Raw genomic sequence first — 20,787 nt, 5'->3', positions numbered from 1 at the left:
GACTAAGCTAACAACACCATACATATAAAAGGGAAAGTCATGTTGAGCACAGTTAAAACGTTATCACTCATTGCCGCAGGTTTGTTATCAGCGCAAACATTCGCGTGGGGCGATATGCCACTACAAAACACTAAAAACCTGACACTAAACGCAAAATCACTAAGCGCTCTAAAAGTAGAAGCTGGTTCAGGTTTTTTACACATAACAGGCAGTGACAGTGATGAAGTAACCGTAAAAGCTGAAATTTACCAAGATCAGCCTCACGATGAATACTGCTTAGGACTTGAGGCTAAAGGCAGTAATGCAGAGCTTTCTGCTGGCCAATGTGACTACCACACGAATAAACAAACACGCATTGATTTAACCGTCAGTATTCCACGTTCATTTAATGTCAACGTGCACGACGGCTCTGGCGAAATTATTATTCGCAAAGCTGCTAACACCGTGATCAACGATGGTTCAGGTTCCATTGAGGCAATCGACATTCAAGGCACACTTGAAATCAATGATGGCTCTGGCAGCATTAACGTAAGAAACGTCAGTCGTGATATTAAAATTCACGATGGTTCTGGCAACATTGATGTCGCACACACCCAAGGTAATATAAATATTCACGACGGCTCTGGTGGCATCGACTTAAACGATATCGCAGGTGATGTGGTTATTTCAGACGGTTCTGGCAGCATTCGTGTTGATAAAGCAGCTAACTTTGAACTACTTAGCGATGGCTCTGGTTCAGTTAACGTAACGAATATTTCAGGTAAAACAACGTTATAAATACGCGTATGTATAATAATGTTATTCAATTGCCCCTTATTTTATGGGGCAATTTGTCATCACAAAACCTCCCGCCAATAAATCTTTATTAGCATTTTTACAAGGGCTTAGGTATCCTTTAGGAAACGTTAAAGGAACTGCTATTTAAAAGGATAGCCTGATATGAAAAAGCCACTCGCCGCCTTACTTTTTGGCCTTGTTTTAACAGGTTGTACTGGCCTTACGACCGAGCAACAAGCCGCCATAGATAATTTGACACCTTGCGAGAAGATTAATGCACTTTTAGGCGCATACGACAATCGCTTTGAAGGCTTAAAACGCAGCCGTGTGAACACAAAATACATGGAAACATGGACAGCAAAATACAACCTAATTTCCGACAACTGCCAAATTACAGCGCTTGATAATGACAATGTCACGTATCGTTGTGTAGGTAACTATGCGCAACAACAGCAAGCGGTTGCAGATCATACTCGAGCAGTCAATTTTACCCAAGCCTGTTTAGCAGATAAAAACTGGCATCAAACCCAAAAAGAGTCTGCAGAATCACTGCGTACAACGTTTGTGCTTGATGAAAATACCCCCGTTATTTCTATTCATTCGGGTAAAACATTATCGCGAAAACAGCCTTGGTCAACCACTCTTGAAATTGGTAAGCCTGTTGCAGGTAAATAACCTATCGAATGCATTAAGGCCACATTGTTGTGGCCTTAACATTTAGCTCGCATGACAGACTCTAAAAAGCCAAAATCCACATATAAAACTGACTGCATTGGGCAATGCCATCGACTTAATGGCTACTGCACTGGGTGTGGCCGAACGAATGATGAAATTTTTGATTGGATCATTTTATCTGAAAAAGAAAAGTGTGCGATTTTAAATACCCCTCGCCCTGACATAAAAACGAAATAATGCTGACACCCCAGCGTCATTAAAGCTTGTTAGCCTGATTAAAACGACTCATCAGGTAAGCATAATGCCCCCTATTTTTGTAATTAACTTAGCAAGCTCAATAGAGCGTCTAAACCGCGTAAGCTATGAGCTTAATGCACAGAACTTAGCATTTGAGCGCATTGATGCTGTCGATGGTAAAACATTAACAGACGCAGATATCGCCAAGCATTACAATGCACGTCTAAACCTTAAAAAGTACCACAAACCTTTAAGTCGAGGTGAAATAGGCTGTTACCTGAGTCATCGAAAAGCATGGCAAACAATCGTCGATAGGCAACTCGACTACGCCATTATTTTAGAAGATGATTTTGTGCTCGACCGCTCAATTCACAGTGCTATCGAGAACATCAATCACTTAAAACAGCCATGGCAACTCATTAAATTGGCCGCGTATAAAAATCGCAATCGTGACATTGCATACGCAAAACCGCTTGCAGATGATCAGCACTTAGCAATTCATAAAAAACTCATGTCTGGTTGCTGCGCAACGGCTATTAGCTTAGCGGGGGCTAAAGCACTGCTTAAGGCCACAGACACATTTGCGCGCCCTGTAGACTGCGATTTGCAACACGTGTGGGAAACCGGCGTTTATGGCTTTTCACTCCTGCCTTACCCTGTTATACAACCTGACAGTGCGCAAAGCGATATTCGTGATAGGTCTTGTCAGGTTAAAAAGTCATTTTGGCGACGTAAAAAGCAACAGCTACACAGTGCAATTTTAAACGCAAAATACACCAAACAGTTTGTAAAAGCCCAACAAACGCCCGACAAAAAGAAAGGAGCCGTAGCTCCTCTCTTACCAATCAAAAATCATTAAATGTTTACTTAGCTTGGTTTGGGTGGTCAACACCCATCCATGCTTTAAACAACGCCATTTGAGCAGGTGTAGCATCTTTTAATGCTGTTACTTTTTTCTCTTTATCGAAGTCTTCGCCAAGTGTGAGCGTTGTGCTTTGCAGCGCATCACGGCGGATAAAGTCAACAGTCACTGTGTCGCCCGCTTTAAACGTTTCTAAGCTTGCTTTTAAATCTTTGCCAACATGCTTTTTGTTGAAGGCAACGATTTTATCGTCTGTTGTTAAACCTGCTTGCCATGCTGCACCACCACGACGAACATGTGTAAGCGTCAGTAACTCACCGCTATTTTTAGCGAATGAATCAATACTCGGTACTGATTTTGCGCCTTCAGGGCGAGTCAAACCTAAGCCAACTTTTGCTAGTAAGGCATCAAAATCAATGGCTGCTGGCTCATCCACATTAGCTTGCCACCATGCGCTGTAATCACGACCCGTTAGCTCTTTTAAAATGGCTTTGACATCATCAGGTGTAAAACCATCTGGCAAACGATGCTTATTGTAAAGCGCACGGTGCACATCACGATAACTGATTTTGCCATCACTTTTCTCTAGCAAGTCGATATCAAGTGCCATTGAAATTAACGAGCCTTCAAGGTAGATATTAGTGCTGTAGTTGCGAGCATGGTCACCACCTTGATTGATCCACTTATCAAAGCTGGTTTCAGCGGCGCTTTGTACTTCACGACCTGGGGTTTGCAAGTGGCGGTTAATAGTTTTAGTTAGGGTATCAAAAAACTCATCCGTTTTTGCAATACCAGAACGCACTAACAAATGATCTTCAAAGTAACTTGTAGAACCCTCTGCAATCCACAGTGTTTTAGCGTAGTTAATATTTGTGTAATCGTAAGGAGCGATGCCTTTCGGACGATACGCCTTTACATTCCATGTATGAATAAACTCATGGGCAGCAGTACTAATGAACGCTAAGTAGTCTTTACGAGAGCCAAAACGGTCACGTGGGCGCTGAATAATTGTTGAATTTAAATGCTCTGTAGCTCCCCCTGCACCAGACGTTGCATGTACCATAAATACATAACGCTCATACGGATAGCTATCCCAAATTACATTACCTGTAGCCACTAGTTTTTTAAGGTCCGTTAGCATTTGCTCAACGTCGTAGTTACCGTCGCCCCAAATAACCAGCTCGTAGTCTCGGCCATCCACCGTGAATTTATGTAACTCGTTAATGCCTGTTTCAATTGGCGAGTCGACCAAAATATCGTAATCAGCCGCTTTAAAACTGTGTTTTGAACCCGCATTTTCCATACCCGAAACAGAGCGCCATGCTTTAGGCACATCAAGCTTTACCGTCACAGGGTCTTGGCGAAATGATTCACTGAACATGAAAAAGCCCGATGCATCAATAAACGCATGGCTGTCATCGATGTGACGCGCGCGTTTACCAAGTTCATTGGCATAGACTTGATAATCAATATTAACGTGTGTTGGCTCATTTAAATGAACACGCCATGTGCTGTGGTCAATTTTTTCCCATTTTAACGGCTTACCATTATCATCTTTCGCATCGAAAAAACGTACCCCATTCGCAAGGTTTAAAATTTCGTAGCGTCCAGTACGCCATGCCGGAAGTTTTACGTCTAAATGCGCTTGTGCTGTCTCAGGAAACTCCACACTAACATTACCTAAGTGATGTTCAGGTTCAGTGATCGCCAGTGAATAGTTTACATCTGCAAACACACTGCTAGAGCATGCGGCCAAAATTGACATAGCCAAAAACTTTTTCATAACAACTCTTTTTTATTACTATCGATAATTGCGAATTAGCCTATCAACTGAGATATAAAATGTGAATTAAAAACCGATAAACTGCCGTAGCAATAAGCCTGATAGACAAAATAGTTAAGTTTTTGACTTATCACCTACATCTCACAATAAATTGTTGTAGACTTAAGGTACATAAATATAAAACTTGATGGCGGTGTAAGTAAGTGCAGCAACAGCATGATGTTCTTAATAAAAAGTTAAAGCAAGCGATCGACGCAAGGATGGTTGTCGAGGATGCGCGCAAACATCAAGTTGAAGTACTTTCACAGTTTGCGGCGAAGTTATCGCTGAGCTGTAAAGGACTAGACATGGAGCTTGATAACCGCCTTGCTAAATACCGAAGTGCTCTAAAAAAAGGCGTTGATTTTAACCTACTAGCCCCCTTTATTGACGATGTTCTCGGTTTACTCAAACACCAAGAAGCAAAACAAATTGCCTTGCAGCGCGATCTTAATAAAAGCGTATTAGATGCAGGCAAGCAGTTACAAAAAGTAAAAGGGTTACCTGATGATGCGCGCCGCTCGCTGCGCAACTTGCTTGACCGTGAGCTTGACAATATTCAATCGAACCATGATTTTGTGCCCATTTTATCCAAGCTGGTTGTTATTTATCACCAAGCCCTGCAAGCAAAGCTAGCTGAAAGTGATACCGGCGAAGCTTTAATTAAACCCGAGCTTGCCTCTGAGCTAATGACATTGGCTAATGGACTGTTATTTGAAGACGAAAGTGCTGAACAAATAAAAAATATCAGAAACCAAATTACGCGCAACGACAGCGTTGATGAGCTACTTGATGCTGCGATTGGCATTATTACCATTATTTCACAAAATATAAGTAAAGAACGCCAGTCGGCGCAGAGCTTTTTAATTTCGTTAAATCAGACAATTGAAGATCTGCATCATTCTATTGTATCAACCACTAAACACTCTGAGTCACTGAGTGCAGAATACGATTCACTTAATAAAAGTATCGAAAGAAAAATTAAAAATCTTAATCAGCAAACTCAACAAGCAACATCAATTTCGGCGCTTAAAGAATTAGTGGAAGAAGAGCTCAAATCATTGAGCGATGATTTAATCACCAAAGAAAAACTTGAACACGCTGAGCGTGAAAACTTACTTGCAAGCTTTAAAGACATTAATAATCGGGTAAGTAGTCTAGAGAGTAAACTGACAACTTATAAGCAACGTTTAAACGAACAACGTTTTAAAAGTTTGCTTGATGGCTTAACGAAACTTCCGAACCGTGCCGCATTTGATGAGCGCTTTGAACATGAATTCCAGTTGTTTTTATCGCAAGGTTCTGAGCTTACTTTAGTCGTTATTGATGTCGATCATTTTAAATCAATCAACGACAGATATGGCCACAGTGCAGGCGATAAAACACTTCAGGTGATCGCCAAAGCGCTGCAAAAATCAGTTAGAAAGTCTGACTTTATAGCCCGTTACGGCGGTGAAGAGTTTGTACTTTTAATGACTGGTATGCCACTTGAAAAAGCCGTAGCCCCCTTAGAAAAACTACGAAAAACAATTCAAAGTATCCCATTCAAATTTAAAGATACGCAAGTTGAAATTACGATTTCAATTGGCGCGACTCAACTTAAAAAAGGCGATACGCAATTGATTGCCTTTGACCGAGCTGATGAAGCGCTTTATACAGCTAAAAATGAAGGACGAAATAGAGTTTGCATTAGCAAATAAAGACCTCATGTATACCTTACTTAGGGTCTTTAATACATATTAGACAGGCTCATTGACGAGCTAGGAGAGTGCTTATGTTAAAACAACTGAATCCTACCGGTGTACTGGATTTACTATCACAACTAGAAGTTGATCTACTCGAACAATCATCCACCAGCGAGCGTTATAAATTATTTAGGAACTGCGTGCTCGCTGTTCTCAATGTGGGTAGCCACACAGACTCAAGTTCTGAAATTTACGACAAATATGAAAATTTCGACATTCGCTTATTAAGCCGTGAGCGCGGTATTAAAATTGAATTAGAGAATCCACCAGAATCCGCGTTTGTCGATGGCGAAATAATCACGGGTATTCACGAACATATTTTCTCAGTGATCCGTGACATCCTGTTTATTTGCCAAAAATACGAAAAAGATCTAACAGAGCAAAAGGCCATTACCCATATGGTATTCGACATGCTCAGAAACGCAGGAGCACTCAGAGTTAATAGCGATCCTAGTATGATTGTATGCTGGGGAGGCCACTCTATTAACGAAGTCGAATATAAATACACCAAACAGGTGGGTTACGAGTTAGGATTGCGTGGTTTAAATATTTGCACCGGTTGCGGCCCAGGTGCAATGAAAGGCCCCATGAAAGGGGCGACCATTGGCCATGCAAAACAGCGTATTACCGACAACCGATATTTAGGCTTAACGGAGCCTAGTATCATTGCCGCTGAGCCACCTAACCCTATCGTGAATGAGCTGGTTATACTGCCTGACATCGAAAAACGTTTAGAGGCTTTTGTACGTTCTGCGCATGGTATTATTATTTTCCCTGGCGGCGCGGGCACTGCTGAAGAGTTGCTCTATTTATTAGGCATCTTATTGCACCCTGAAAACGAGAAGCAATGTTTACCCGTTATTCTTACAGGGCCTAAACAAAGTGAAAACTACTTTATTGAGCTTTGTAAATTTGTTGAAAACACACTCGGCAAAAAAGCCCTTGATAAATTTGACGTCATAATTGATGACCCTGAACGTGTTGGCAGAACCCTTAAAGCTAAAATGGCAGACGTACGCGAATACCGTAAAAGCCAAGGTGATGCCTACTACTTTAACTGGACATTAAAAATTGATAACGATTTTCAGCAGCCGTTCGCGCCGACACATGCTAATATGGCAAGCTTAGATTTACATTTAGATCAACCTACTCAACAACTTGCAGCTAATCTACGACGCGCATTTTCGGGTATTGTTGCTGGCAATGTAAAAGATGAAGGCTTACAGGCGATTAAACAGTACGGCCGCTTTGTACTCAGTGGCGAGCCTGCATTAATGGCCGATATGGATAAACTGCTTGCCGCTTTTGTTGAGCAAGGTCGTATGAAGTTACCTGGCAGCAAGTATATCCCTTGCTATGAAATCAAAGCATAACTGGAGAACATGTGACCACCCAATTACTTTTAATAGATGCGTTAAACCTTATTCGGCGCATCTATGCCGTTGATAGTAATCAGAGTCATCACAGTGAAGAGCATATGATTAAAGCAAGCTGTGCCCGCGTGGCACATGCTTGTAAAAAATTACTAAGTCAATGCAACGCCACCCATGCAATTGCGGTGTTTGATGGCGATAAAAGCTGGCGATATCATTACTACGCTGCTTACAAAAGCACGCGTTCCCCCATGCCTGATACTCTAAAAAACAATTTAGCGCGTTTTAAACACGCTATCGAAGAGACCGGTATCGTGGTGTTCTCACCTGAGAACGACGAAGCAGACGATATCATTGCCACGCTTGCCTACAAAGCAGCATCTAATAATGTCTCGTCCACTATTGTGTCTACCGATAAAGGCTTTTTACCGTTTTTATCAGCGCATATCGCCATATTCGATTACTTTAAAAAACACTATATTGAGCATCAAGACATTAAACAGCGGTTTAATGTCCCCCAGCACCGCCTTATTGACTTTTGGGCACTTGCAGGTGATAAAACCAATGACATACCGGGCGTTAAAGGAATTGGTAATAAATCGGCTGAGCAATTAATTAATGACTATGAGTCGATTGAAGCGGCCATGATGGACGACGCACTCAATGCCACTTTAAAACGTAAGTTAACCGCTGATATGGATAAGCTGATTATCTCTAAAAATTTAGTAATGTTACGAACAGATATAAACTTAGGCTTTAGTTTAAAGCAGTTAAGGCTCAATTAGTCGCAATCTCGTAGCACAGTTTATCAACTGCGCGTATACTGAAAATTCGTGTTTGTTTTATAGAGTTACACATGATTAAAAAGGTTTTCCAATATCTGGTATTAGGGTTAGGTGTTTACGCACTTATAGCAGCCCTAGTGATCACTTTTTATAAAGATGATCCGCAAGCCATGATCTGGCAAGACCGTGAAGCCTTCAACAAACGCTACATCGCCAAGCTTTCAATAGAAAAACCCGAAAACCTCAATGCCGTGCTTGATTATTTAGGTAGCCCCGATTTAACCTATGCAAAACGCGTTGAAGACAATGTATGGCAAATTATTTTTTATCGCACTCAACATGTTAAATCAGATGGCATAACCACGATTGATGAGTGTACAGGCTTACTGTTTAAAAATGGCCAACTTGTATTATGGGGGCCCAGTGCCTATGAAAGTTATCAGCAAGAAAGTTAGCACACAATGATGGACACTGTGACGCCGCGGGAATTGGCACGCTTATTCGATAGCACACATCAGCTACTTAACCTGTATTATCAAAAACGTAAATGGTCACAAATTTACCCATTACTCAGTAATCTTGCTGAGCGTTATTACCTGGTATACCAAACATACCCTAAAAGTCTGCAGGCACAACTTAACTTATACGTCGCAGCCCATGGTTACACAACGAACCTGGTTGTTAACCAGTGTGTCATTGCGTGCATAATGTGCCATAGCCTCAATTATAATAAAGCAGTAAGTGAGCAAATTATATGTTGCTGTCTTGCTAATTATTTATGTGTGCAATCACAAAGTAATAAGCTCGCATCAGGGCAAACACTGACCGAGCAAGACAAAAAACTGTGGCATTGTCGTCATCAACTTGCTGTAAAATTGCTCCATGCAGCGGGCCCAAATACGGTTTCAATTCAGCACTTATTAGCGCGTTTAAATAAATATAAGCAAGCCTTACTCAGCGCACCAAAAGTGATGATTTACGATGGTGCGACAACCCTTGTTGCACTCGCTAATATCATCGCGATGAATACTACCTACCGAGAGTCCGGTGGCCATATTAGTGTGCATAAAGCATTGGCCGATATTTACCTTCGTACACCTAATGAGTTTGCGCAAAATGCAATTAAAGCCTTTATTGCACATATCGGTCCGTACATTCCCGCAAGCGAAGTGAAGTATGCCGAGCAAACCTTAATATACCTAACGACTGACGAGCAACATCGGCATATTTTAATTGATGTGTCTCAACCTGAAAAAATTCGTTGGCATCGATTTAAAGCCCCCCTGTCAATTATTGATAAACAACGTGTTTGCAATGATTCACGCTTGCTTTATACCGTTTGGTTTAGTGAAAACATCAATTTTGTGCTGCCTCCCCCAGCAAATCAGCGTCGCCAGCAACAGTATCTAACACTGATCAGCGAACTTAAAATAGCAAAAGAGTACAGTTATCGGGCGTTAGACAAATTACTGAGTCCATACCCTGAACTTATTCACCAGCTTACGTACGCTGTTAAGCCTTATAATAAAGAGCACCAACGCGCAAAAGATTTACGCCATTGCTTATCTATGGTGGGCTATGACAATGCGCCAGCGATTATCCAGAAAGTATTGTTTCAGCGCTTAGTTGCCACCACATCGCACCCTTTATATCCGCACATAGCCAAACGCCTTGAAAACATAGTACGGATTATTCAAGCACTGTTTAAACACTCACCTATTCAGCAATTTGAGCAAGTCACCTTGCCCTTATATGCCTATGTCTTGTATCTGTGTGAGAATCAGGCAACAAGTTTGTCACGCAAAACCGTGTTTGAACACGCAGAAGAGCATACGGTAAGCCCCCCACTTGCGTGCTTGTTTGGGATTAACACGCTTGATGTGGCTCCCCTGAGCGAATACCTTACCCAGTTAATCGGCGATAATCCTTGGACACAGCATTTACTTAACAGTGAGCAATTAAAAAAACAACAATTACAACAGAATGAAAAGCTTTGGATAGCAGTAAAATTGTTCAGTTATTATGTATTTCAACCTAAGGCTATGTTTAGTAGTTGGCAAGAAAACATTATCGCTGAAACATTAACGACGGTCGGTTGGCAGTCAAAAGCGGATTTTTATTCATACCTTCGCACATGCGAGTTTGCTGATAATTTTTAAAAAATGGTGCTAAAACGTTCGAAGTCGTTAAGAAAATATGAACTTTCGTCTATTTATAGTCAGTATTCACAGTATAAACTGGCAAAAAGCTGAATAAATTGCTATAAAAGCCGCTTAAATTTTCAAACACATCCACGTAAATCCTCTAACAAGTAAATCGCGCTCATTTTCGCGGTGTATTTACGTGTATATCTACTCATAAATAGGAAAAGTAAATGGCTAAACAAACCATCACAGTGATCAAAGGCGACGGCATTGGTCCTAGCATTATTGATTCAGCACTTGAGATCCTAAATGCCGCAGGTTGCGATTTTGATTATGAATTCGTTGATGCTGGCCTTGCTGCCCTAGAGAAAACAGGTGAGTTGCTTCCGCAAGAAACAATCGACACTATCGCACGTAACAAGATCACTTTAAAAGGCCCATTAACGACGCCAGTAGGTGAAGGTTTTACGTCTATCAACGTGACACTTCGTAAACAATTTGGCCTTTATGCTAACGTACGCCCAGTTAAATCTTTTGAGGGTACTAAAGCGCGTTACGATAATATCGATATCATCACTGTTCGTGAAAACACGCAAGGTATGTACTCAGGTCTTGGTCAAGTAGTATCTGAAGACGGTAACGAAGCTGAAGCATTATCAAAAATCACCCGTGAAGGCGCTGAAAAAATTGTTACATTCGCATACGAACTTGCAGTCCGTGAAGGCCGTAAAAAAGTAACCGCTGTTCACAAAGCAAATATCCTTAAATCAACATCGGGTTTATTCTTGAAAGTTGCACGTGAAGTAGCAGAACGTTACCCACAAATCGAATCAACAGAGATGATTGTTGACGCAACATGTATGAAACTAGTCATGACCCCAGATGAGTTTGACGTTATCGTTACGACTAACCTATTCGGCGACATTTTATCTGACTTATGTGCTGGTCTTGTTGGTGGTCTTGGTATGGCTCCAGGTGCAAACATCGGCGAAGATGCCGCTATCTTTGAAGCAGTACACGGTAGTGCGCCAGACATCGCAGGCAAAAACCTTGCTAACCCGACGTCAGTTATCTTAGCATCAATCCAAATGCTTGAGCACTTAGGTATGGCTGACACAGCGGAACGTATTCGCAGTGCAGTCGCTGACGTTATCAAAACAGGTGACCGTACAACGCGTGACCTTGGCGGCAGCCACGGTACAACAGACTTCACACAAGCAGTGATTGAACGTCTATAATTAGTTGTATGCTAAATAATAAAAAAGCCAGTTTTTAACTGGCTTTTTAATGCTTAAAATTTGCCATACCTGCGTATAATCAGCGGGCTAAAAATCAGTAATAACCACCAGATAGCCCCGCCACTTGATCCCGAATTACTCTGTGTTTTAACAACCGTGACTGATAAGCTTGTTTGTTCTACAGCCTGCGTTTGGGTGTCTGTTACTGTTAACGTGACTGCGTACGTCCCCTCATTTGTGTATTGGTGTGTCGGCGATGCTGAGGTACTTGTACTGCCATCGGCAAAGTCCCACTGATAGCGATATTGCCCTGTACCACCACTTATTTGACTTGAAAACTGCACGTTCAAACCTTGTGCATTAAAACGAGCACTGGCATTTAAAGGCACATCCACAGTGACTGCAAATTGCGAAGATGTTGACTCCATGTTGGCATCAACCACCGTGACATTCACATCAAAGCTACCCGACAACGCATATTGATAACTGACCGTTGCCGTTGATGCAGCACTTCCGTCGGCAAAATCCCAGCTATACTGATACGGTGCAATGCCCCCTTGTGCAGTGGCTGTCGCAACCAGTAAACCATTTTCATTCGCTGTAACCGAAAGGCTAAGTGTTAGCGGCTCACTAACAATAATTTCTTTGTTTAACCGCGTAACCTCTCCCGACTCAGTCGTACGCTCAAAAACGACAGTATAACGGCCATATTCTGCATACTGATGGGTTGGCGCGAGCACCGTTGACTGCTCGCCATCACCAAACAACCACAGAAAAGTATCGGTTTCATTTAAAATAAGACCGTTGATACTAAACGACACATCTCGGTCGCTACGTTGGGCACTAATACCAGAGGTTGCATCATAGTTAAGCTCTACATTCACTTCACTGCTATCCGTTGCTTGCGACACAATGCGCCAACCGAAGCCCAATGAAGGTACATTAACCCCCGACGCAGGCTGAATTGGGAAGCTGTAATCTTGAGAATCTGAAAATGAGCTAATTGCTAATAGGTGCTCGTCTCCCAAGCCCTGGCGTTGATCATACAAACTAAATGCCGCATCGCGCACTTGAATATCAGTATTGGCAGGGCCTGATGTTGTGCCCTTACGAATCGTATTTTGGTCAGCATCAACCACAAGTGCAAAGCCTTCACCTGGGTGAGAAGCTGTGTTGTTATTTTGCTCAGCAGGGTCAACATACCACAACAATACCCCTGGAGAGTAAGACTCAAACTGGAGGCCACTGTCAATGCCGGCATAATCTCTTAGCTGTAAAAAGTAATGTGTTGGTTGCTGATAAACGTACTCACCAATACGTGAGAAACCTGCTAGTTGAGCGATTGATGATTGCTCTGCATCATCTTTAAATACAACGGTATTCCCCTGAGTGATAGTTAAGTCGTCAACCACAATGCCATAAAAGTGTATGTTCACATCGGTGACATACGTAATTTCAAGCTCGATTGTTTGCCCTTCATAAGCAGACAAATCAAATCGCATATCAAGGTGACCGTGCGGCAACTTTGCGCCATCTTTAAATTGCGAGTCGCCACTTAAATAAGGACCAATGTCACCATAGTGTGGGTTTATCGCCTTGGTATAGCTATTAGCAAGTGCAACACCATTTACTTTAATTTGTGCATAGTCGTAGTCTTGTTCAATGCTAAAATGTGATAACAACGCAAGCTCGGTACTGCCAGCAGTAGAGGGTAATGTAATGCGTTGCTTGTAACTGTGTACAAGCTCATTCCCTTTACCTGAGTAATACTGATAGCGCCCTTGTAACGGTGCTTTAAAGCTTTCTAATTTAGCGGGTAAGGTGACCTTTAACTGATTTACGCCAGAACTAAAGCTACTCGACGCTTTTAAATTATGTTCAGAGTCTGTATTGACGTCAGTTAAGTCAATTTCGGTTTGATGTAGCCAATTTCCTTTGTAACGTGTTTGCAAGTAGTCAAGCGCGTACGCACTAAACATCACTGGCGCTGAACCTCTTGGCGACCCAGCCCAACTCCCGCCGGCCATAATAGACCAAGACGCAACAGGTTCACCAATTGCGCTGCCCATTAAGTCATATTCATCAGGCAATCCAAGATCGTGACCAAACTCATGAGCAACAACCCCAATTCCCGCATCGATGGGATTAATCGTGTAGCCAAATAATTTCACATTACTGCCAGCAACAGTAGCGGGTTGGTTCGCATTGTTTGTAACGAAAAAACGGTGTGACCAAATAGCATCGGTGCCCAGTACTCCACCACCCGCTTCTTCTCCAATACTAGAGTGAAACACCATTACATGATCGATAATCCCATTAGGTTCGTTTGTAATACCGTCACCATCAATATCATCGAGATCGGTTAAATCGTAGTCTTGTAAATTAATATTAAAGGTTGTAACGGCTTTTTCTACCGCTTCTAATATAAGATCTGGGGCGTTTAGATCACGGATGTCACCTTCTCGCTCACCGTAAAACTTAGCGGGCTTATCTGCACTCACCCACCCATAAACATCTCCGGTAAATGCAAAGCTTTCACCTGATGCTTGTTGATAATAATGATGAACCGTGTTTAACGATTGACCCGATGGTCCCGGGTACGATGTGTCATTAAAGAGCATTTGTTGATAGTGAGCTTGGCTGTAATCGCTGTAGTACATAGGTGTATCTTCAGCAGTGAGTTGATTATTGTCGTAAGGCAAGTCAGGAAAGTCGATTAAGATTGCCAATACTTTAACGTTTGTTTTGTCATCGGTTGGGATTAACGATACAAAATTTGTGAACTTATTATCAAGCACTGCTTTATTGTGCACCTTTGCGGGGTCTAACACTCTGGGTTTAATCGCAACGCGTTGAGCTGTATTCACTTGCCCAATGTAGTCTTCTAAAGCAGCTTGCTCGTCGCGCTGATTAAGTTCACCGCGTTTATTCAGCCAATACACTATTTGTTCTTTATTGATCAAGCCAATATCATGAGTCGCTACAGGCTTTGCAAACACCGAAAAGCTCGACAACAAACACACGCCTGCTAAATAATTAATAAATCTCACAATTAATACCCTACCCCAGTTTCGTATATGGCTAATCATAGCTAAGTTATGCATAAATAACATGGCCTTAGGTTATTTATTACAGACACTTAACGCTTGCCACACGAACAATTTAATGCATAGTTACACCTTAATATACGTGCAAAAAATGATTTTAGATGCAATAAATACAAATCACCGCACCAAAAAAGAAAAATTAATGCAAAAAGATGCTTTTGCGGTTGACATCAGTTTCCAAAAGGCTTAAAAATAACCCTAACAAATTTTAAACAGTAGCCGTCTAGTCGGCTGTTATTTTTATAAAGAAAAAAACAATGAATTTTCGCAGCCATCTTTTAGTCGTCAATGTACTCGTACTGGTCTTAGTAAAAAGCCCAGCGGGGACGTATTAAAAGATGAAAGCACGCTTTTAAAAACCCCCGCCATTTGCGGGGGTTTTTTTATGCTCTTGTAGCTAGCACACAGAGGAATGAGGATGAGTACAGCAGAATATAATGGATCCGAACTTGTTGTTCGGGCACTTAAAGAATTAAAGGTTAAATATATCTTTGGCTACCCAGGCGGGTCAGTGCTGGATTTATACGACGCACTTTTTCAACAAGATGATATCGAACATATCTTAGTACGTCATGAACAAGCAGCCACGCATATGGCCGATGGTTATGCCCGAGCAACGGGCGATGTCGGTGTGGTGCTTGCAACTTCGGGTCCTGGAGCAACAAACTGCATTACCGGTATTGCTACCGCTTATATGGACTCCATTCCTATGGTTGTGTTGTCTGGTCAAGTACCCACAGGACTGATTGGCGATGACGCCTTTCAAGAGACCGATATCGTTGGCTGCTCTCGTCCGATTGTAAAGCATAGCTTTAACTGTCGAAGCGCAAAGGAAATCCCGGCCATTCTTGCCAAAGCATTCTACATAGCCAGCACAGGGCGTCCTGGTCCTGTTGTGGTCGAATTGCCAAAAGACATGCTAAATCCAGCCATTAAATTTCCATTTGATTTTCCAAAAACAACAGAGCTTCGCACATACAACCCAAATACCAAGGGTCATTCAAAGCAAATTCGTAAAGCTGTCACTGCCATTCTAGAAGCGAAAAAGCTTGTTATTTATTCTGGTGGCGGCATTATTCTCTCGAATACGTCAGAGCAATTAACCCATCTTGTAGAGTCACTTAATGCTCCTATTACAAATACATTAATGGGACTAGGTGGTATTAGCGGCACACACCCTAACTTTATCGGCATGTTGGGTATGCACGGCAGTCTAGAGGCAAATAAAGCGATGGCCCATGCCGACGTTATTTTAGCGTTAGGGGCACGATTCGATGATCGGGTAACCAATAATGTAAAAAAATTCTGCCCGAACGCCACTATTGTTCATGTTGATGTTGACCCTACATCGATTTCAAAAACCATAAAAGCACATATTCCTGTCGTTGGTTGCTTACAAACGGTACTTGAACAATTACAAAGCGCAATTGATAAAAGCTCCATTGCGATTGACCGTTCTGCACAAGAGGATTGGTGGCGACAAATTATTAGCTGGCGAGAGCAAAAGTGTCTGAGCTACAGCACCGATGGCGATAAAATTAAACCGCAAGCGGTTATAGAAGCAATTTACAAAGCAACCAATGGCGATGCGTATGTCAGCTCTGACGTAGGCCAACATCAAATGTTTGCAGCTCAGTACTACCCGTTTAAACACCCGCGCCAATGGATTAACTCTGGAGGCCTTGGCACGATGGGCTTTGGCTTGCCTGCGGCTATGGGTGTAAAACTGGCTTTCCCAGACAAAGAATCAATTTGTGTTACCGGTGATGGCTCGATTCAAATGAATATTCAAGAGCTTTCGACTTGCTTGCAATATAACCTTGCTGTGAAAGTCGTGTCACTTAATAACCGTTCACTAGGCATGGTTCGCCAATGGCAAGACATGATGTATTCAGGGCGTCACTCATCATCGTACATGGAATCATTACCTGATTTTGTAAAACTGGTTGAAAGCTATGGCCATGTCGGTATTCGCGTAGATCATATTGATGAACTACAACCAGCCATTGACAAAGCGATGTCGATTAACGACCGATTAGTATTCTTAGATATTTGTGTTGATGAAAAAGAGCATGTTTACCCAATGCAAATAAAGCTAGGGGCTGTGGATGACATGTGGTTACGTAAAGGAGTAAAAGCATAATGCGCCGTATTTTATCGATTTTATTAGAAAACGAACCGGGTTCACTGTCTCGCATTGTTGGCTTATTTTCACAGCGCGCTTACAACATTGATAGCCTGACAGTGGGCACCACTGATGACCACTCACTTTCACGTATCACTATCACCACAATGGGTGATGACCGCATTGTTGAGCAAATCACAAAGCAAGTAAATAAACTTGTGGATGTACTTAAAATCATTGATTTAACAGAAATGGCACACATCGAGCGTGAGTTATTGTTAGTTAAAGTCTTTGCTCAAGATGAAAACACCCGTGCCGCAGTCACGCGCGTTGTCGATGTGTTTCAAGGTGCCATACTCGATATGGGCCGCCACAGCTATACATTACAGCTTGTCGCAAGTACCGAGAAAATAGAATCTTTCTTAGACACGCTTCGCCATGAAACAGACTTAATTGAAGTCGTGCGTTCGGGTGCGGTCGGCATTGGTCGAGGTGATAAGGCGTTAAAGGCTTAAGCCTTTACCGCTTTATTACAGACACAAAAAAAGGGCTATTAGCCCTTTTTTTAATTAATAAGTACTTATTCTTATTAAGGATTAACTTGGTCTTTAAGACCTTTACCCGCTTTAAAGCTTGGGATAGTTGCTGCTGCGATTTGGATTTCTGCACCAGTTTGTGGGTTACGGCCAGTACGCGCTGCACGCTCTTTTACCGAGAATGTGCCGAAACCAACTAATGCTACTGAGTTACCTTCTTTAAGAGAGTTAGTAACTGCGCCAGTGAATGCATCTAGTGCACGCGTTGCTGCCGCTTTTGAGATTTCTGCATCAGTAGCGATTTTTTCAACTAATTGAGCTTTATTCATTGTTAGATTCCTATTCGTTATTATTTTGCCTTCGCAAAACCTATCTTTATGCATTTTTGAAAAGTTAGCAACAGCAAATTGCTATTTTTACGTAAATTATTCAAAAATGGCTACATTTTAACTATCTATCACTAACTTAGTGACATCAGGATTAATAAAGACTGAATTTAACCATCTTCCAAAAGGTTTTATGACAGCTAAACGATCATTCGATTTTCTCGATAACCAAGGTTACTTCCCCAACCTCGACACCAAACTTATCAATAGCGGTACGGTTAATCAAGCGCGATTGTGTTACCAAGTACATCCAATCATCGAAGTTTACAACTAAAGTACTATCGTTATAAGGAAGTTCTACCGAGTAAGTCCAATGAAACACACTGCCGTTACTATCCCCTTTCGCTTCACCCACTACATCTGAAGCGGTACCTGAAATACTCCCGTCATCATTTAGAGTGATATACCAAGTGCGAGTTTGCGTTTCCCCATCGTCATAAACAAACTGCTCATCAATCACCCCTTGATTGCCTTGCCAGCTTGCTTGCATATCAACAACTAACTTACGCGTTAACTCGCCCTTGTGGTCTTGAACAACGCCGTACGCTTTGAGTTCACCACTGAAGAAACGTTTAAAGTTAAATTCTGGCTCTGTCCCTTTATAATAATCAACATCAGGGGCTGAACAACTCGCAACTAAAAATACCATAGCTGAAATGAACATTGCTTTGAGCTTAATCATGTTTCCCTCCTATAAGCTGTTTTCTAAGTGAAGGCTCTGTTGTGTCGGCACTAAGCCAAATTGCTAAAAAATTATCGGCAAACCTTTCATCTTCAATAGCACCGAGTTTTTCGTTGTTGAAGTAAAAAGTTCCGATTCCCTGTTGGTTTGTTTCAAATGACAAGGAATCGTTTTCTTTTATATCTGGCCATAAATCAAGTAATTGAGAATCAAAGGCACCAACCATTTCATCAAAGCCCAAATGCTGCCATTGCTCATTAGTGGCTTTAACAATATCTTTTGCCGAAAAATCTCGCAGGTACGTTAAGGTGAGTTTGGTTGGATGCTGGCCAAATACATAGTGTCCTGTGGGCGTTTCTAGTTTTGCGTTATACACATCCCAAAACAAGTATTCCATTTTTGCTTGGCCTACGGTTTTAAAACCCGTAGCGTTAGCGTTTGTCATTAATACCAGTGAGAATAATAGGAGTAATGCGAGTCTGTATTTCATTGTTCTATACCTTAAAACATATCTTTTAGACACTACGCATCACAGGGGCTAAGTGATCATTTTGAGGTTAAATAGCGTTTGTTTATGACAATAATTGCCATGAACATCGAGGCCCAACTAATGCCATAACACAACCAGAACATCCAAAGCGATATATCGATGTTTAAAACACCAAAACGCGCCCCTGCATAATAGCTACCCGGTGCAAAAAGAGCGCATACAAGCCACCCTAAATACCATGGAAGCTTTTGCAGAAACTGCATTGAAGTATTGATGGTTAAAAGCAATGCTCCCCAAAGGAGTACCAGCCAAAATGGAAAGGGGTAGACTTTAAAACTCAGTAAATTTAAGGATGTCGCAAGCCATTCAAAGCCTAACGCAAGGGGCAGGCCACACACTAGAAGCAAAAGGTCTTGCTTGCGTTGCTCGGAAAGATAGATCATCAATCCAACAACGCCTAAAGCTGGAATAACGGCTTGTTGCTCAAGGAGTAAGGCCATAAACCACACTCCCTGAAACAACACGAAATTAATAATTGAGCGCAATGTCATCGCCTGAGTGAACAAAACGAGGTCGACGAGCAACCAAATGAACTGTGCTAATCGAACGCGTTCTGAACGCGCCTTCGCAATAAGCCAAATAAAATAGCCACAAGCGATAGAAGCGTTGATCGAATTTTACTTTATCGATTTCAGGCCAGCTTGCCACAAAGCGTTCACGCCAGTCAGCCAACGTTCTGGCGTAATGCACCCCAATGTCTTTAACACTGTGAACAACCATGTCAGTTTGCTGTTTAATTTGCTTGTTCATTTCATCTAAGCATGGCAAACAACCGCCGGGGAAAATATACTGCTGTATAAAATCTGAGTTCTTTAAGTAATGGCTATAGCGTTGATCCGCAATTGTGATCGCTTGTATAAGCATTGCCCCATTAGCTTTTAACAGTGACTGACACTTAGCAAAAAAGCCAGGCAAATACTCGTGACCCACAGCTTCAATCATCTCAATAGAGACAAGCTTATCGTAGCGGCCCTCAAGGAGTCGATAATCGTGTTTAAGCAACGTTATTTTGTGCTCTAAATTTAATTCTTTTATTTTTTCTGCAACATAATCATGCTGCTCATCAGAAATAGTGGTGGTTGTGACATGGCAATCAAAATGCGTTGCAGCATAGATAGCAAATGCCCCCCACCCGGTTCCAATCTCAATGACCTTATCGCCAGGTTGCAAGTCGACTTGCTCACATATAAGAGCGAGTTTGTGTGTTTGTGCTTGTTCTAGCGTCGCTGCTTTCGATGGATACACAGCGCATGAATAAAGCATTTCGTCACTTAAAAATGCGCTGTATAAATCATTGCCTAAATCATAATGCGCTGCGATGTTCTTTTTAGAACCCGATGCAGAGTTTTTATTTTTTAAGTGGTTGACTCGGTGAGCAATACCACTTAAAAAAGCGAATTTTTTTTCAAAAGCGTCTAGTTTGTCTTGGTTGAGGGCAAATATTTCGATGAGTTGCGTTAAGTTATCACAATCCCAATACCCTAAAATATACGCTTCACCAGCCCCCACACTGCCCGACATGGCAAACATTTTGTACATTGCGGCGTCATTTACTGTCACCGTAACACTGAGCGAACTGTGTGGATTACCAAACTGTTCGCGCTCGTTGCCATCAATTAATGTGATGCAGCCTATGTCGATACTGCTGAACGCACCTGTCACCAGTTTCTTATAAATTTTTGACAACCAACCTGTTGTAGAGGATTGCGTTAAATTTGATACTTTTTCCATCACATCACCTAA

General features: G+C 41.9%; 19 protein-coding genes. 12 read left to right on the top strand and 7 right to left on the bottom strand.

The features are described 5' to 3' along the window. Positions 1–39 precede the first annotated feature (39 nt). From D0907_RS16980 to D0907_RS16965, 4 genes are all read left to right on the top strand, one after another. Positions 40–777 (top strand): DUF4097 family beta strand repeat-containing protein, encoded by a 738-nt coding sequence (locus D0907_RS16980; RefSeq protein WP_118844879.1) that lies wholly within the window; start codon positions 40–42, stop codon positions 775–777. 162 nt (positions 778–939) lie between these two features. Further along, a complete protein-coding gene (locus D0907_RS16975) occupies positions 940–1,452 on the top strand; it encodes a hypothetical protein (RefSeq protein ID WP_036971979.1) in 513 nt (170 codons plus the stop codon). A 51-nt stretch (positions 1,453–1,503) separates the two neighbouring features. After that, complete coding sequence (locus tag D0907_RS16970; RefSeq protein ID WP_065979042.1) at positions 1,504–1,689, top strand: DUF1289 domain-containing protein; 186 nt, start codon at positions 1,504–1,506, stop codon at positions 1,687–1,689. Between the two features lie 64 nt (positions 1,690–1,753). Next, a complete protein-coding gene (locus tag D0907_RS16965) occupies positions 1,754–2,548 on the top strand; it encodes a glycosyltransferase family 25 protein (protein WP_118844878.1) in 795 nt (264 codons plus the stop codon). 4 nt (positions 2,549–2,552) lie between these two features. On the opposite strand, the gene D0907_RS16960 is transcribed toward D0907_RS16965, so the two are convergent. After that, on the bottom strand, positions 2,553–4,334 hold the full coding sequence (locus D0907_RS16960) for a M61 family metallopeptidase (protein WP_118844877.1): 1,782 nt from the start codon (positions 4,332–4,334) through the stop codon (positions 2,553–2,555). 260 nt (positions 4,335–4,594) lie between these two features. Between D0907_RS16960 and D0907_RS16955 the strand changes: the two genes are divergently transcribed. From D0907_RS16955 to D0907_RS16930, 6 genes are all read left to right on the top strand, one after another. After that, entirely contained in the window at positions 4,595–6,073 is a 1,479-nt protein-coding gene (locus D0907_RS16955) for a GGDEF domain-containing protein (protein ID WP_074988816.1), read from the top strand. Positions 6,074–6,147: 74 nt separating this feature from the next. Beyond that, entirely contained in the window at positions 6,148–7,491 is a 1,344-nt protein-coding gene (gene ppnN / locus D0907_RS16950) for a nucleotide 5'-monophosphate nucleosidase PpnN (RefSeq protein ID WP_036971989.1), read from the top strand. Between the two features lie 11 nt (positions 7,492–7,502). Next, on the top strand, positions 7,503–8,276 hold the full coding sequence (xni, locus tag D0907_RS16945; RefSeq protein ID WP_118844876.1) for a flap endonuclease Xni: 774 nt from the start codon (positions 7,503–7,505) through the stop codon (positions 8,274–8,276). Between the two features lie 71 nt (positions 8,277–8,347). Continuing rightward, positions 8,348–8,731: a DUF3192 domain-containing protein gene (locus tag D0907_RS16940; protein WP_036971993.1), complete on the top strand. Its 384-nt coding sequence runs from the start codon at positions 8,348–8,350 to the stop codon at positions 8,729–8,731. A gap of 6 nt (positions 8,732–8,737) precedes the next feature. Then, complete coding sequence (locus tag D0907_RS16935; RefSeq protein ID WP_118844875.1) at positions 8,738–10,435, top strand: hypothetical protein; 1,698 nt, start codon at positions 8,738–8,740, stop codon at positions 10,433–10,435. A 215-nt stretch (positions 10,436–10,650) separates the two neighbouring features. Continuing rightward, positions 10,651–11,658 carry an isocitrate dehydrogenase gene (locus D0907_RS16930; RefSeq protein WP_036971995.1) on the top strand — a complete coding sequence of 336 codons (1,008 nt, stop codon included), beginning with the start codon at positions 10,651–10,653 and terminating at the stop codon, positions 11,656–11,658. Positions 11,659–11,711: 53 nt separating this feature from the next. Here the strand turns inward: D0907_RS16930 and D0907_RS16925 are convergent, their stop codons facing one another. After that, positions 11,712–14,708, bottom strand: a complete 2,997-nt coding sequence (locus tag D0907_RS16925; protein WP_162898066.1) for an immune inhibitor A domain-containing protein — start codon at positions 14,706–14,708, stop codon at positions 11,712–11,714. A gap of 475 nt (positions 14,709–15,183) precedes the next feature. On the opposite strand from D0907_RS16925, the gene D0907_RS16915 reads away from it, so the two are divergent. Beyond that, positions 15,184–16,908, top strand: coding sequence for an acetolactate synthase 3 large subunit (locus D0907_RS16915; protein WP_075593260.1), 1,725 nt, complete (start codon positions 15,184–15,186; stop codon positions 16,906–16,908). Then, positions 16,908–17,405: an acetolactate synthase small subunit gene (gene ilvN / locus D0907_RS16910; protein ID WP_036972002.1), complete on the top strand. Its 498-nt coding sequence runs from the start codon at positions 16,908–16,910 to the stop codon at positions 17,403–17,405. Before D0907_RS16915 ends, ilvN begins: the two co-directional genes overlap by 1 nt. Before the next feature lie 74 nt (positions 17,406–17,479). Here ilvN and D0907_RS16905 read toward each other — a convergent pair whose 3' ends face one another. The 5 genes from D0907_RS16905 to D0907_RS16885 form a co-directional block, all read right to left on the bottom strand. Beyond that, positions 17,480–17,755, bottom strand: coding sequence for an HU family DNA-binding protein (locus tag D0907_RS16905; protein WP_036972004.1), 276 nt, complete (start codon positions 17,753–17,755; stop codon positions 17,480–17,482). Between the two features lie 205 nt (positions 17,756–17,960). Then, positions 17,961–18,494, bottom strand: coding sequence for a DUF3833 domain-containing protein (locus D0907_RS16900; RefSeq protein ID WP_036972006.1), 534 nt, complete (start codon positions 18,492–18,494; stop codon positions 17,961–17,963). Beyond that, positions 18,487–18,984, bottom strand: coding sequence for a chalcone isomerase family protein (locus D0907_RS16895; protein WP_118844872.1), 498 nt, complete (start codon positions 18,982–18,984; stop codon positions 18,487–18,489). Before D0907_RS16895 ends, D0907_RS16900 begins: the two co-directional genes overlap by 8 nt. Positions 18,985–19,040: 56 nt before the next feature. Continuing rightward, complete coding sequence (locus D0907_RS16890; RefSeq protein ID WP_036972010.1) at positions 19,041–19,535, bottom strand: DUF2878 domain-containing protein; 495 nt, start codon at positions 19,533–19,535, stop codon at positions 19,041–19,043. Next, the gene (locus tag D0907_RS16885; RefSeq protein WP_075593257.1) at positions 19,513–20,775 is read right to left on the bottom strand and encodes an SAM-dependent methyltransferase; all 1,263 of its coding nucleotides are present in this window, start codon (positions 20,773–20,775) and stop codon (positions 19,513–19,515) included. The genes D0907_RS16890 and D0907_RS16885 overlap by 23 nt, the downstream gene beginning before the upstream one ends. Positions 20,776–20,787 lie beyond the last annotated feature (12 nt).

It is taken from the genome of Pseudoalteromonas lipolytica (genome assembly GCF_003515105.1).
Taxonomy (GTDB): domain Bacteria; phylum Pseudomonadota; class Gammaproteobacteria; order Enterobacterales; family Alteromonadaceae; genus Pseudoalteromonas; species Pseudoalteromonas lipolytica.
This window is presented reverse-complemented; position numbering and strand designations above follow the sequence as displayed.